Origin of the sequence: Pseudomonas sp. SWRI179, from assembly GCF_014268705.1 — a bacterium.
In the GTDB taxonomy this organism is placed as follows: Bacteria; Pseudomonadota; Gammaproteobacteria; order Pseudomonadales; family Pseudomonadaceae; genus Aquipseudomonas; species Aquipseudomonas zanjanensis.
The window spans coordinates 1-13952 of sequence record NZ_JABWRA010000090.1 but is presented as its reverse complement, the minus strand read 5'-3'; the positions used below and the strand labels follow the sequence as shown (position 1 = coordinate 13952).

Below are 13952 nucleotides of genomic sequence, written 5' to 3'. Positions count from 1 at the left end.
ACCTGTGGGAGCAAGGCTTGCCCGCGATGAGGCCCTTCAACCCGATGAAGATTCCAACGCCTTGGCCAACCGCTTGGCCCGCGCCCCCGCCGCGATATCCATCACGCCTTTATCCCGCGTCCACAGCTCGCGCCACGTCGCAGGCCCGCCGGCCAGGGCAGCGTCGAGTTCACCGTCGAGCCCGTGGAACTGGGCGAACAACCCGCCCAGCAGCACATGCCCGGCAGCACTCGAAGGGTTATGCCGGCTCACTTCCGCACAGCCGGCGAGCAATGCCAGCAGGCGCAGTTGCAACGCCTGGGGCCAGGCGCACTCCTGCCCGACGCCATGCAACCAGGCCGTCATCGCGCTGAGCACATAAAGGTCTTCCAGGGTGCGGAACGGTTTGACGTAGGCGTCCCAGCCATCGCCCGCCAGCAATTCGCACAACGCGCCGTCGAGCAGCACGCGGCCATGGCTGATGTCGGGCATCAGGCTCATGGCGGGCAGTTTCTCCAAGGTCACGCCGGGCTCGCCTGCGTAGGCCACCGCCAGGTTCAGCCGTGGCGTTTCACCGGGCGCTTCGCAGCGGGCAGCAATCAACAGCCATTCGGCGGCGTCGCCAGCGGTGACGAAATCCTTGCGTCCGCTCAGGCGCAAATCGTCGAGACGGGTGTGCATGTCCGCCGGCCGCACGCTGCGCTGCTCAGTGGCACACAGGGCGCCGAGGCTCTGCGGCGCGCTGGGCCAAAGCACTCGCAGTGCCGCCTGGTAGCCCACCAGGAACGCCAGCCCCGGCGTGGCCATCGACCGAGCCCCAAGCACGGCCAGCTCGAACGGCGTTACCGGCCCCAGGCGTTGCAGCAACGCGGCATAACCTTCGGCCAGGTCCGGATGGGCGGGCAAGCGCTCGCCGTGTTCGATCAGGGTGTGCCAGGGCATTGGGCGGACTCCTTGAGGGCTGTCATATAAGCATCACCAAAGCTTCATGGCGATGACACCGGGGCTACATAGCCTGACTTTGCACAACATGGCTGCATAAAGAAAGTCGACAGGCTGCAACTGAACAGCCCGCACGGAGATTCGCTATGACTCAGATCGCCCGCATCAGCGACACCGGCAATGAACGCCGCCTGCAAGCCGAACGCCTGATCGGCGCCCACGCCTTGCAAGAAGCCCAGGCCCTGCGCTTCAACGTCTTCAGTGGCGAGTTCAACGCCAAGCTCAAAGGCGCGGAAATGGGTCTGGACATGGATGACTATGATGTTCACTGCGCTCACATCGGCGTACGCGACCTGAACACCGGCCGCCTCGTGGCGACCACTCGCCTGCTCGACCACCAGGCCGCCAGCAGCCTGGGCCGGTTCTACAGCGAAGAAGAATTCAGCCTCCACGGCCTGGTCCACCTCAAGGGCCCAATCCTCGAAATCGGCCGTACCTGCGTCGACCCGGCCTACCGCAACGGTGGCACCATCGCGGTGCTCTGGGGCGAGCTGGCCGAAGTCCTGAACGAAGGCGGCTACAGCTACCTGATGGGCTGCGCGAGCATTCCGATGCAGGATGGCGGCATACAGGCCCAGGCGATCATGCAGCGCCTGCGCGAACGCTACCTGTGCACCGAACACCTGCAAGCCGTGCCGAAAAAACCACTGCCGACCCTGGACGTGCCGTCCAACGTCATTGCCGAGATGCCTCCGCTGCTCAAGGCCTACATGCGCCTGGGCGCGAAGATCTGCGGCGAGCCGTGCTGGGACGAGGATTTCCAGGTGGCCGATGTGTTCATCCTGCTCAAGCGCGACGAACTCTGCCCGCGCTACGCCCGTCACTTCAAGGCAGCGGTGTGATGAGTCGGTTGCGGGTGTACACGCGTATCGCGCGAGTCTTGCTGGTGGTGACGCTGGGGCTGAGCATGGCCAGCGTGTTCGGTTTGTTCGAACGCCTGGGGATCGCCAACTCCATGGTGCGTCGCCAACGCTGGTCGCGGTTCTTCATGGCCCGGCTGAGCCATGCCCTGCCCTTTGCCGTCACCGTCCATGGTCAACTGCCGCAACGACCGATGCTCTGGGTCAGCAACCATGTGTCCTGGACCGACATCCCGCTGCTGGGCATGCTCACGCCGCTGTCGTTCCTGTCCAAGGCCGAAGTGCGCACCTGGCCGGTCGCTGGCTGGCTGGCTGCCAAGGCCGGCAGCTTGTTTATCCGTCGCGGCTCGGGTGACAGCCAACTGATCCGCAAACAGATGAGTCGCCACTTGGAACAGGCCCATCCGTTGTTGATGTTCCCGGAAGGCACCACCACCAACGGCCGTTCCCTGCGCACCTTCCACGGTCGCTTGTTGTCGGCGGCGATCGATGCCGATGTCGCCTTGCAACCGGTGGCGATTCGTTATCTGCGCAACGGCGAGCCGGATTCCCTGGCGCCGTTCATTGGCGATGATGATTTGCTGTCGCACCTGATGCGCCTGTTCGCCAATGATCGGGGCGAGGTGCACATCCACCTGCTGGAACCGATTGCCTGCCATGGCCAGGAACGCGCGGCCCTGGCCTTCCAGGCGCAGCAGGCGGTGCACAAGGCGTTGTTCGGCGCGATTCCCGAGAAACAGCAAGTGCCGGTGCGACCCGCGGCGATTGCGGCCTGACCCGGATTCCCGTGGAAAATCCCTTGTGGGAGCGGGCTTGCTCGCGAAGACGGCAGTACATTCAACACAGATGTTGACTGATCCACCGCCTTCGCGAGCAAGCCCGCTCCCACAATTTAGTTATTTGGTGTGACCTGGCTCAGCGCAAAATCCTGAAGCTGCGGATAGAACAACCGAAAGTCTTCGCTCAACGGCTCATAGAGCCTGATCAATTCCGGCATCGCCCCGGCCAGTTCCTCGGGACGGGACAGGCGGCGGGAAATGCCGCGCAGTACTTGCCCCAACACCTCGAATTCCTGATAAGACCCCAGCCAGTCATCCGCTGCCATGTGCGGGGCGATGTGCGCCAGGCGTCCTGGTAACTGCGGTTCGGTGCCGAGCACCTGGTACACCCGGGACGTGAAATCCAGCAGCGGCTCTTCGCCGTACAACGGCCAGTCCCGGGCCAGGCAATGATCGAAAAACACGTCGAGCACGATCCCGGCATAGCGCCGTCGCACCGTGGAAAAGCGCGACAGGGCGATGTCCACCAAGGGATGACGGTCGGTGTACATGTCGATGCGCCGATGCAGGGCAATCGCCGCCTCGATCCGCGGGTCGTAGAGCCCTTGCAGCGGTCCCTTGACGAAGTCGCCATAGAGGCTGCCGAGCAGTTGTTCCCGGCCGGGGCCGCCGAGGTGCAGGTGCGCGAGATAGTTCATGGCCCGCAGCTTAGCACTCCCGCGCCCATATCGTTATAACCCGATATAGCGATTTGTTCGGCATTCAGATCAAATCCATATTGGTATATCGCGAAGTAACGATTTAAGGTTCGCTCCATCGCGATATGGCGTTTTACTCACCCGAGCTTGCTACCCATGACCCTCGACCTCGACGAAATAATAAAAGCCCTGGCGCACCCAGTACGGCGAGACATCCTCAACTGGCTCAAAGACCCCAAGGTCCAGTTCCCCGACCAGTTGCACAACCATGAGTTCGGCATTTGCGCCGGGCAGATCGACCAGCGTTGCGGCCTCTCGCAATCCACGGTGTCTGCGCATTTGGCAGTGCTGCAACGGGCGGGGCTGATCACCAGCCAGAAGGTCGGTCAATGGCACTTCTTCAAACGCAACGAGGACGTGATCCGGCAGTTCCTCAAGCAAATGAGCCAAGAGCTCTGACCTGACAAGGACCCATCATGCCCCTTTCACTCCTGATCCTGGCCCTGAGCGCCTTCGCCATCGGCACCACCGAATTCGTCATCATGGGCCTGCTGCCCGACGTGGCGGCCGACCTGGGCGTGTCGATTCCCGGCGCCGGCTGGCTGGTGACCGGCTACGCCCTGGGCGTGGCCATCGGTGCGCCGTTCATGGCCCTGGCCACCGCCCGGCTGCCGCGCAAGGCCGCCCTGGTGGCGTTGATGGGGATTTTCATCGTCGGCAACCTGCTCTGCGCCATCGCCAGCGACTACAACGTGCTGATGTTCGCCCGGGTCGTCACGGCCCTGTGCCACGGTGCGTTCTTCGGTATCGGCTCGGTGGTGGCAGCCGGCCTGGTGGCGCCCAACAAGCGCGCCTCGGCCGTGGCCCTGATGTTCACCGGCCTGACCCTGGCCAATGTGCTCGGCGTGCCGCTGGGCACCGCACTGGGCCAGGAAGCCGGCTGGCGCTCGACCTTCTGGGCAGTGACGGTTATCGGCGTGGTGGCACTGATCGGCCTGATCCGCTTCCTGCCGGCCAAGCGCGACGAAGAAAAACTCGACATGCGCTCGGAGTTGGTGGCGCTCAAAGGCGCCGGTCTGTGGCTGTCCCTGAGCATGACCGCGCTGTTCTCCGCCTCGGTGTTCACCCTCTTCACGTATGTCGCCCCGCTGTTGGGTGAAGTGACCGGCGTATCGCCCCGTGGCGTGACCTGGACCCTGGTGCTGATCGGCCTGGGCCTGACCCTGGGCAACATCATCGGCGGCAAGCTGGCGGACAAGAGCCTGGCAAACACCTTGATGGGCGTCTTCATCACCATGGCCGTGGTGTCCACTGTGCTGAGCTGGACCAGCGTGGCGCTGATCCCCACTGAAATCACCCTGTTCCTCTGGGCCACCGCCTGCTTCGCCGCCGTGCCGGCCCTGCAAGTCAACGTGGTGACCTTCGGCAAGGACGCGCCCAACCTGGTGTCCACCCTGAACATCGGCGCCTTCAACGTCGGCAATGCCCTGGGCGCCTGGGTCGGCGGCAGCGTCATCGACCAAGGCCTGGGCCTGACTGCCGTGCCCCTGGCCGCCGGCGCGCTGGCCGTGCTGGCGCTGCTGGTCACCCTGATCACTTTCCGCCAGGGCAGCAATGCCGCCCTGGCCCCGGCAACTCGTTGACTGTTTACCCTTCCACTTTCGAGGTTGTATTTTCATGGCGACTATTTTCGACCCCATTAAACTCGGCGACATCGAGCTGAAGAACCGCATCATCATGGCCCCGCTCACTCGCTGCCGCGCCGACGCAGGCCGCGTTCCCAATGCGTTGATGGCCGAGTACTACGTGCAACGCGCCTCCGCTGGCCTGATCCTCAGCGAAGCGACCTCCGTCACGCCGATGGGCGTGGGCTACCCGGACACCCCGGGCATCTGGTCCAACGACCAGGTACGCGGCTGGTCCAACGTCACCAAGGCGATCCACGGCGCCGGCGGCAAGATCTTCCTGCAACTGTGGCACGTCGGCCGGATCTCCCATCCGTCGTACCTGAACGGCGAAACCCCGGTGGCCCCCAGCGCGATTCAGCCCAAGGGCCACGTCAGCCTGGTCCGTCCACTGGCCGACTACCCAACGCCGCGCGCACTGGAAACCGCTGAAATCGCCGACATCGTCGATGCCTACCGCGTCGGTGCCGAGAACGCCAAGGCCGCCGGTTTCGACGGTGTGGAGATCCACGGCGCCAACGGCTATCTGCTCGACCAGTTCCTGCAAAGCAGCACCAACCAGCGCACCGACAACTATGGCGGTTCCCTGGAAAACCGTGCCCGCCTGCTGCTGGAAGTGACCGACGCCGCCATCGAAGTCTGGGGCGCCGGCCGGGTTGGCGTGCACCTGGCGCCACGCGCCGACTCCCATGACATGGGTGACGAGAACCGCCTGGAAACCTTCAGCTACGTGGCTCGCGAACTGGGCAAGCGTGGCATCGCCTTCATCTGCTCCCGTGAGAAGGAGGGCGAAGACAGCATCGGCCCACAACTCAAGCAGGCTTTCGGCGGCCCGTACATCGCCAACGAACGCTTTACCAAAGAGAGCGCCAATGCCTGGCTGGCAGAAGGCAAGGCTGACGCCGTGGCCTTCGGTGTGCCATTCATTGCCAACCCGGACCTGCCGGCCCGCCTGCAAGCCGACGCGCCATTGAACGAGCCGCATCCGGAGACGTTCTATGGCAAAGGACCCGTTGGCTATATTGATTACCCGGTGATGTAAGTCCGCCGCAACTACATTGCAAACAAGCCTCGGCAACGAAAGTAGCCGAGGCTTTTTTATGCGTGCAAGTTGGCGTTAAAACAACAAACAAAGCCGGGAAAAAGATACGAAACATCAAATAACAAGCCGAAGTGCTCGCACTATGGATCCCAGGGAATAATCACGCTAATAATAAAAACGCCGAAGCAGCATCACCGTTGCCTGGCACACAAACTAAAAACCAACAACCTACGCAGATCCAGATTCAACCTGCACTCAAGGAAGAGAACACAATGAACCACATCAAGCGTTTTGCCCTGGCCGTCGCACTGGGCCCTGTTTTCATCAGCGGCGCCATGGCGGACACAGCCGTACTCGTACAGGTCACGAACAACACTTCAGACACACTAAGACTGAAGCATCTTTCGGTACTTCCGCCCGACTATCCAACAGCGGGCTACGATGTCTCGCCCAACAGGCTTCGAAACATCAATATTCCTTTCCAGAGGGCGTTCACCTATCCAACTTCCGGCTGGCAGCCCACCTTGAAAAAGATAGAACCTATCGAGTTCAACCTGGCGTATGAAATCAATGGCCATACCTGCCAACTTTCCACACGTCTCGAAGTTCCCGTAATACCAGGCTGGGCAGAGCCCAGCTACATTCCACGGTGGAGTAAAAATATAAAATCGTCAGGTAATAATGATTACACCTGCGAAGCGGTCATCTCCGAAAAAATGACTGAGGCTCCATTCAGCTACACCATCAAACTGACGATCGATCGAAAGACCCCGACCTGATGTTTCCCGCCGCCTCGTCACTCCGGGAAATGTTCCCGTAGCGGGCGAGGTTTGACCAAGGCGCAACAATTTCCCTACAAAATTGCCGGCCGGCGGCCTGTCATCCGCTGTGGCGCCTATATAAAGTACCCCCGCCGATCATTTCCGTCGGGGTACGCCCGGGACTGGCTATTGACACAAACCGACGCAATTACGCATTTTGTTTCATTTGCGCAGGCTAGGGCTCAGGTGCAGCATGTCCAGCCCGATCTCCACCCAACGCTCGGCCTCACCCGCCAGGGCGAAGCTGTCGGGGGCCAGCAGCCACTGGTACAGAATGCCATCGATGTAGGCATGAATGGCGACTGCCGCCCTTTCCGGGTCCAGATCATCCGGCAACTGGCCGCGTTTCATCGCATTGCGCAACGACAGGGCGATGCGCACATTGCAGTCGAGGCTGACCTCGCGTCGCTGCTGGCGCAAATCGCACATTTCATCGGTGAATTCACACTTATGGAACAGGATCTCATTAATGCGTCGGGTTTTCGGGTCCAGGGCCACTTGCTGGAACAACCGGACCAGCAGCTTGCGAATACAGCCCAGCGGGTCAAGCTCCTCTTCACTCTCACTGGCACGGGCCAATTCGTCGAGCGGCTCGTGCAAGGTATCGAGCATGGCCTGGAGCAAATCCGCCTTGTTGCTGAAATGCCAATAGATGGCCCCGCGCGTCACACCAGCCAGTGTCGCGATGTCGGCCAGGGTCGTACGCGCCACGCCACGCTCGAAAAAGGCCTTTTCGGCCGCTTCGAGGATCTGGCTGCGAGTCTCCTGGGCTTCCTCTTTGGTACGACGGACCATGGCAGTAAACACCTCAATCAGGATGCGGTCAGCAATGCGTAAGAATCAGCTGAACAAAATATGAGGCGACGTCCCTTGGAGCACGTCCCCGATCTACGCTGGCCTTTGTAAGGCTTTTGTAAATCCGGATCTTACGCAATTTGGCTGTTTACAAACAACCGTGTACGTAAGTATATTTCTTAGCATCCTACTAATTGAATTACTGCTGCTTTTTTACCTTTCCACCTTTCGAGTGCGCTCGTTGCGCGCCTGACCCGAGGATTTCCATGCAATTCAAGCCAGCTGTTACCGCTCTGGTCACTGCCATCGCCCTGGCATCGCTGCTCAGCGGATGCAAAAAGGAAGAGGCTGCGCCTGCGCCTCCTCCTCCTCAGGTCGGTGTGGTAACCCTCAAGACCCAGCCCTTCACCTTGACCTCGGAACTGCCGGGCCGCACCAGCGCGTTCCGCGTCGCGGAAGTACGGCCACAGGTCAACGGGATCATTCTCAAGCGCTTGTTCAAGGAAGGCGCCGACGTCAAGGCCGGCCAGCAGCTGTATCAGATCGATCCGGCTGTCTATGAAGCGACTCTCAAGAGCGCCGAGGCCAACCTGCGTTCCACCAAGTCGATTGCCGACCGCTACAAGCAACTGGTGGACGAACAGGCGGTGAGCCGCCAGGAATACGACACCGCCGTGGCCAATCGCCTGGAGTCGGAAGCCAACCTGCAGACTGCCCAGATCAACGTGCGCTACACCAAGGTCTATGCGCCGATTTCCGGTCGCATCGGTCGTTCCTCGGTGACCGAGGGTGCGCTGGTCAGTAACGGCCAGACCGACGCCCTGGCGACCATCCAGCAACTGGACCCGATCTATGTCGACGTGACGCAGAGCTCGGTCGAGCTGCTGCAACTGCGCCGCGAGCTGGAAAGCGGTCGTCTGCAAAAGGCCGGTGAGAACGCCGCCATGGTCAAGCTGACCCTGGAAGACGGCAGCCAGTATCCGCACGAAGGCAAGTTGGAGTTCTCCGAAGTCTCGGTTGACCAGACCACTGGTTCGGTGACCTTGCGCGCCGTGTTCCCCAACCCTGACCACACCCTGCTGCCGGGCATGTTCGTCCACGCCCAATTGCAGGCAGGCGTGAACAGCGCGGCGATCCTGGCACCGCAGCAAGGCGTGACCCGTGACCTCAAGGGTGCGCCGACCGCCATGGTCGTGGGCGCCGACAACAAAGTCGAACTGCGCCAGCTCAAGGCCAGCCGCACCGTCGGCAGCCAGTGGCTGATCGAAGACGGGCTCAAGGCCGGCGATCGCCTGATCACCGAAGGGTTGCAGTACGTGCGGCCGGGGGTGGAAGTCAAAGCCACCGAAGCCACCAACGTCAACACCCAGAACCCGGCCCCCGCTCAGGCAGCTGATAAAGCAGCCGAAGGCAAAGGGGAGTAAACCATGTCGAAATTTTTTATCGACCGTCCGATTTTCGCCTGGGTGATCGCCCTGGTGATCATGCTGGTCGGGGCTTTATCGATCCTCAAGTTGCCGATCAACCAATACCCGAGCATCGCGCCACCGGCCATTGCGATCCAGGTGACCTACCCGGGCGCGTCCGCGCAAACCGTGCAGGACACCGTGGTGCAGGTGATCGAGCAGCAGCTCAACGGTATCGACAACCTGCGTTATGTATCGTCGGAAAGTAACTCCGACGGCAGCATGACCATCACCGCGACCTTCGAACAGGGCACCAGCTCCGATACCGCCCAGGTCCAGGTCCAGAACAAGTTGAACCTGGCCACCCCGCTGTTGCCGCAAGAAGTGCAGCAGCAGGGTATCCGCGTGACCAAGGCGGTGAAGAACTTCCTCATGGTCATCGGCGTGGTGTCGCGTGACGGCAGCATGACCAAGGACGACTTGGCCAACTACATCGTGTCCAACCTGCAAGACCCGATCTCGCGTACTGCGGGTGTCGGTGACTTCCAGGTCTTCGGTGCCCAGTACGCCATGCGGATCTGGCTCGACCCGGCCAAGTTGAACAACTTCAACCTGACCCCGGTGGACGTGAAAAACGCCATTGCCGCGCAAAACGTCCAGGTTTCGTCCGGCCAACTTGGCGGCTTGCCTGCCCTGCCCGGCCAGCAACTGAACGCCACCATCATCGGCAAGACCCGTCTGCAGACCGCCGAGCAGTTCAAGGCGATCCTGCTCAAGGTCAACCCGGACGGCTCGCAAGTGCGCGTCGGCGACGTCGCCGATGTCGGCCTGGGCGGTGAGAACTACAGTGTCAGCGCCCAGTTCAACGGCGCCCCGGCGTCGGGCCTGGCGGTCAAACTGGCCAACGGTGCCAACGCCCTCGACACGGCCAAGGCCCTGCGCAAGACCATCGACGATCTCAAGCCGTTCTTCCCGCAAGGCGTGGAAGTGGTGTTCCCGTACGACACCACGCCGGTGGTGAGCGAGTCGATCAAGGGTGTGGTTGAAACCCTGGTCGAAGCGGTCGCGCTGGTGTTCCTGGTGATGTTCCTGTTCCTGCAGAACTTCCGCGCCACCATCATCACCACGATGACGGTGCCGGTGGTGTTGCTGGGTACGTTCGGCATCCTCGCGGCGGCCGGCTTCAGCATCAACACCCTGACCATGTTCGGCATGGTGCTGGCCATCGGCTTGCTGGTGGACGATGCCATCGTCGTGGTGGAAAACGTCGAACGGGTGATGAGCGAAGAAGGCCTGTCACCCAAGGAAGCCACCAAGAAGTCCATGGGCCAGATCCAGGGTGCGTTGGTGGGTATCGCGCTGGTGCTGTCGGCGGTGCTGTTGCCGATGGCATTCTTCAGCGGTTCCACCGGTGTGATCTATAAACAGTTCTCCATCACCATCGTCTCGGCCATGGCCTTGTCGGTCCTGGTGGCGTTGATCTTCACCCCGGCCCTGTGCGCCACCATGCTCAAGCCGATCCCCAAGGGTGAGCACGGCACACCGAAACGCGGCTTCTTCGGCTGGTTCAACCGCAATTTCGACCGTGGCGTTCGCAGCTACGAGCGCGGCGTGGGCAATATGCTCAGGCACAAGGCCCCGTACCTGCTGGCCTACGTGCTCATCGTGGTTGGCATGATCTGGCTGTTCACCCGCATCCCGACGGCGTTCCTGCCCGAAGAAGACCAGGGCGTGTTGTTCGCCCAGGTGCAGACCCCGGCCGGTTCCAGTGCCGAGCGCACGCAGGTGGTGGTGGACAACATGCGTGAGTTCCTGCTGCGTCCAAGCAAGGACGGCGGTGAGGGCGATGCGGTGGCGTCGGTGTTCACGGTGACCGGCTTCAACTTCGCCGGTCGTGGCCAGAGCTCCGGCATGGCCTTCATCATGCTCAAGCCATGGGAGGAGCGTAACGCCGACAACAGCGTGTTCAAGCTCGCGGCCCGCGCCCAGCAGCACTTCTTCACGTTCCGTGACGCGATGGTGTTCGCCTTCGCCCCGCCGGCGGTGCTGGAACTGGGTAACGCCACCGGTTTCGACGTGTTCCTGCAGGACCGTGCCGGTATCGGCCACGACAAGCTGATGGAGGCTCGCAACCAGTTCCTGGGGATGGCTTCCCAGAGCAAGATCCTCTCCCAGGTGCGTCCGAACGGCCTGAACGACGAGCCTCAATACCAGTTGGAAATCGACGACGAGAAGGCCAGCGCGCTGGGCATCACCCTGTCGGACATCAACAACACCCTGTCGATTGCCTTGGGCAGTAGCTACGTGAACGACTTCATCGACCGTGGTCGGGTGAAGAAAGTGTACGTGCAGGGTCAGCCCGGTGCCCGCATGAGCCCCGAGGACCTGCAGAAGTGGTACGTGCGCAACAGCGCCGGGACCATGGTGCCGTTCACGGCGTTCGCCAAGGGCGAGTGGGTCTATGGTTCGCCAAAACTGGCCCGCTACAACGGTGTGGAAGCGATGGAAATCCTCGGTGCTCCTGCCCCGGGCTACTCCACCGGTGAAGCCATGGCCGAAGTCGAAGCCATCGCCAAGAAGTTGCCGGCCGGTGTGGGTATTTCCTGGACGGGCCTGTCCTACGAGGAACGTCTATCGGGCTCCCAGGCGCCGGCGTTGTATGCCTTGTCGCTGCTGATGGTGTTCCTGTGTCTGGCGGCGCTGTATGAAAGCTGGTCGATCCCGATCGCGGTCATGCTCGTGGTGCCCCTGGGGATCATCGGGGCGCTGATGGCGACCAGTTTGCGCGGCTTGTCCAATGACGTGTACTTCCAGGTGGGCTTGCTGACCACCATCGGCCTGGCGGCGAAAAACGCCATTCTGATCGTGGAGTTCGCCAAGGAACTCCACGAACAGGGCCGAACCCTGGTGGAAGCCGCCATCGAAGCCTGTAGGATGCGTCTGCGGCCGATCATCATGACGTCCCTGGCGTTCGTCCTCGGTGTGGTTCCGCTGGCGATTTCCACGGGTGCCGGTTCGGGCAGCCAACACGCCATCGGTACCGGTGTGATCGGCGGTATGCTCACCGCGACCATCCTGGCGATCTTCTGGGTGCCCTTGTTCTTCGTGACCGTGTCGTCGATGGGTCGTCGCAAAAATATCGACCAGGACAACACTCCTGAAACTTCCAAAGAGGCTGGCCAATGAGCAAGTCGCTACTCTCCCTGACCATCGCCGCCGTCGTGCTCAGCGGTTGCTCGCTGATCCCCGACTACCAGCGGCCCGACGCACCGGTTGCGGCGCAATACCCGCAAGGGCCGGCCTACGAGGCCGCCAAGGCGCCCGGCCAGGCCGCCGCCGAGCAAGGCTGGAAGCAGTTTTTCCATGACCCGGCGTTGCAACAGCTGATCCAGGTCGCCCTGGAAAACAACCGCGACCTGCGCGTCGCGGCGCTGAACATCGATGCCTACGCCGCGCAATACCGCATCCAGCGCGCGGACCTGTTCCCGGCGGTCTCGGCCACCGGCTCCGGCAGCCGCCAGCGGGTACCGGCGCGGGCATCGCAGACCGGTGAAGCGGCGATCACCAGTTCCTACTCGGCAACGCTGGGCATCAGCGCCTATGAGCTGGACCTGTTCGGTCGGGTTCGCAGCCTGAGCGAGCAAGCGCTGCAAAGCTACTTCGCCACCGAAGAAGCCCGGCGCAGCACCCAGATCAGCCTGGTGGCCAACGTCGCCAATGCCTACCTGACCTGGCAAGCCGACAAGGAACTGCTCAAGCTGACCCAGGAAACCCTCGGTGCCTACGAGCAAAGCTTCAAGCTGACCTCGCGCAGCGCCGAAGTCGGCGTGGCCTCGGCCTTGGACTTGAGCCAGGCGCGCACCGCCGTGGAAAACGCCCGCGTGCAACTGGCCCGCTACACTCGCCAGGTCGCCCAGGATGAGAACAGCCTGACCCTGCTGCTGGGCACCGGCCTGCCGGCGAACCTGAACTCGCAACCGTTGAGCGATGACCTGCTCAGCGAAGTGCCGGCCGGGCTGCCGTCGGACCTGCTGCAACGTCGTCCGGACATTCTCCAGGCCGAACGCAACCTGCTGGCCGCCAACGCCAACATCGGCGCAGCGCGGGCCGCGTTCTTCCCGAGCATCAGCCTGACGGCCAACGCCGGCACCCTGAGCCCGGACCTGTCCGGCCTGTTCAAGGGCGGTTCGGGCACCTGGAGCTTCGCGCCGCAGATCAACCTGCCGATCTTCAATGCCGGCAGCCTGCGAGCAAGCCTGGACTACGCGAAGATCCAGAAAGACATCAACGTCGCGCAGTACGAGAAGTCGATTCAGACCGCGTTCCAGGAAGTCTCCGACGGCCTGGCCGCGCGCCAGACCTACAACGAGCAGTTGCAGGCCCAGACCGATTTCGTCGCCGCCAACCAGGACTACTACCGCCTGGCCGAGCGTCGCTACCGCATCGGCGTCGACAGCAACCTGACCTTCCTCGATGCCCAGCGCCAGTTGTTCAGCGCGCAGCAATCGCTGATCACCGACCGTCTTGCGCAACTGACCAGCGAGGTCAATCTGTACAAGGCATTGGGCGGTGGTTGGAATGCCGAGACGGGCAAGAACGAGCCGGTGGCGGAGAAAGCGCCGGAGACGAAGTTGTTCTGATCCTATGCTTAAAAACACGAAGCCCACCGAAAGGTGGGCTTTTTGTTTGTGCACCTTTTAACGCTGGCTTATGTGGGAGCAAGGCTTGCCCGCGATGATGGCCTGACAGCTGGCCTTGCTCTTGTTGACTGGGTACATATCCATTTTCGCGGTAACGGCGGCTTACGGTTCCGCCCTGACGGCGGCTCACTTTTGAAGAGCCCGGAAGCCGGCCCAGTCAAAAGTAAGCAAAACGCTCCTGCCCC

13 protein-coding genes are annotated in these 13952 nt (G+C 62.0%); 10 read left to right on the top strand and 3 right to left on the bottom strand.

Annotation, left to right across the window (positions count from 1 at the left end; all coding sequences use genetic code 11):
- Positions 1–36 precede the first annotated feature (36 nt).
- Positions 37–921, bottom strand: a complete 885-nt coding sequence (locus HU767_RS27825) for an acyl-CoA dehydrogenase (protein WP_186731039.1) — start codon at positions 919–921, stop codon at positions 37–39.
- Between the two features lie 146 nt (positions 922–1067).
- Between HU767_RS27825 and olsB the strand changes: the two genes are divergently transcribed.
- Both olsB and HU767_RS27815 read left to right on the top strand, forming a co-directional pair.
- Entirely contained in the window at positions 1068–1823 is a 756-nt protein-coding gene (gene olsB / locus HU767_RS27820; protein ID WP_053119242.1) for an L-ornithine N(alpha)-acyltransferase, read from the top strand.
- Positions 1823–2617: a lysophospholipid acyltransferase family protein gene (locus HU767_RS27815; RefSeq protein WP_186731038.1), complete on the top strand. Its 795-nt coding sequence runs from the start codon at positions 1823–1825 to the stop codon at positions 2615–2617. The genes olsB and HU767_RS27815 overlap by 1 nt, the downstream gene beginning before the upstream one ends.
- A gap of 116 nt (positions 2618–2733) precedes the next feature.
- Here the strand turns inward: HU767_RS27815 and HU767_RS27810 are convergent, their stop codons facing one another.
- Complete coding sequence (locus tag HU767_RS27810; protein ID WP_186731037.1) at positions 2734–3318, bottom strand: ACP phosphodiesterase; 585 nt, start codon at positions 3316–3318, stop codon at positions 2734–2736.
- Between the two features lie 156 nt (positions 3319–3474).
- Here HU767_RS27810 and HU767_RS27805 point away from each other — a divergent pair, with 156 nt between their 5' ends.
- The 4 genes from HU767_RS27805 to HU767_RS27790 all read left to right on the top strand — a co-directional run bounded on the left by HU767_RS27805 (position 3475) and on the right by HU767_RS27790 (position 6824).
- The gene (locus HU767_RS27805; protein ID WP_186731036.1) at positions 3475–3777 is read left to right on the top strand and encodes a helix-turn-helix transcriptional regulator; all 303 of its coding nucleotides are present in this window, start codon (positions 3475–3477) and stop codon (positions 3775–3777) included.
- A 17-nt stretch (positions 3778–3794) separates the two neighbouring features.
- Positions 3795–4961 (top strand): MFS transporter, encoded by a 1167-nt coding sequence (locus tag HU767_RS27800; RefSeq protein WP_186731035.1) that lies wholly within the window; start codon positions 3795–3797, stop codon positions 4959–4961.
- Between the two features lie 34 nt (positions 4962–4995).
- Positions 4996–6045 carry an alkene reductase gene (locus HU767_RS27795; protein WP_186731034.1) on the top strand — a complete coding sequence of 350 codons (1050 nt, stop codon included), beginning with the start codon at positions 4996–4998 and terminating at the stop codon, positions 6043–6045.
- Between the two features lie 272 nt (positions 6046–6317).
- On the top strand, positions 6318–6824 hold the full coding sequence (locus tag HU767_RS27790) for a hypothetical protein (protein WP_186731033.1): 507 nt from the start codon (positions 6318–6320) through the stop codon (positions 6822–6824).
- Between the two features lie 204 nt (positions 6825–7028).
- On the opposite strand, the gene HU767_RS27785 is transcribed toward HU767_RS27790, so the two are convergent.
- Positions 7029–7661 (bottom strand): TetR family transcriptional regulator, encoded by a 633-nt coding sequence (locus HU767_RS27785; RefSeq protein WP_186704494.1) that lies wholly within the window; start codon positions 7659–7661, stop codon positions 7029–7031.
- A 266-nt stretch (positions 7662–7927) separates the two neighbouring features.
- Between HU767_RS27785 and HU767_RS27780 the strand changes: the two genes are divergently transcribed.
- The 4 genes from HU767_RS27780 to HU767_RS29000 form a co-directional block, all read left to right on the top strand.
- Positions 7928–9085 carry an efflux RND transporter periplasmic adaptor subunit gene (locus HU767_RS27780; protein ID WP_186731032.1) on the top strand — a complete coding sequence of 386 codons (1158 nt, stop codon included), beginning with the start codon at positions 7928–7930 and terminating at the stop codon, positions 9083–9085.
- A gap of 3 nt (positions 9086–9088) precedes the next feature.
- Positions 9089–12253, top strand: a complete 3165-nt coding sequence (gene emhB / locus HU767_RS27775; RefSeq protein WP_186704492.1) for an efflux RND transporter permease subunit EmhB — start codon at positions 9089–9091, stop codon at positions 12251–12253.
- Positions 12250–13707: an AdeC/AdeK/OprM family multidrug efflux complex outer membrane factor gene (gene adeC, locus HU767_RS27770; RefSeq protein ID WP_186704491.1), complete on the top strand. Its 1458-nt coding sequence runs from the start codon at positions 12250–12252 to the stop codon at positions 13705–13707. Before emhB ends, adeC begins: the two co-directional genes overlap by 4 nt.
- Before the next feature lie 42 nt (positions 13708–13749).
- Positions 13750–13952: hypothetical protein (locus HU767_RS29000; RefSeq protein WP_238349534.1), on the top strand; the 203-nt coding region annotated here is incomplete at its 3' end.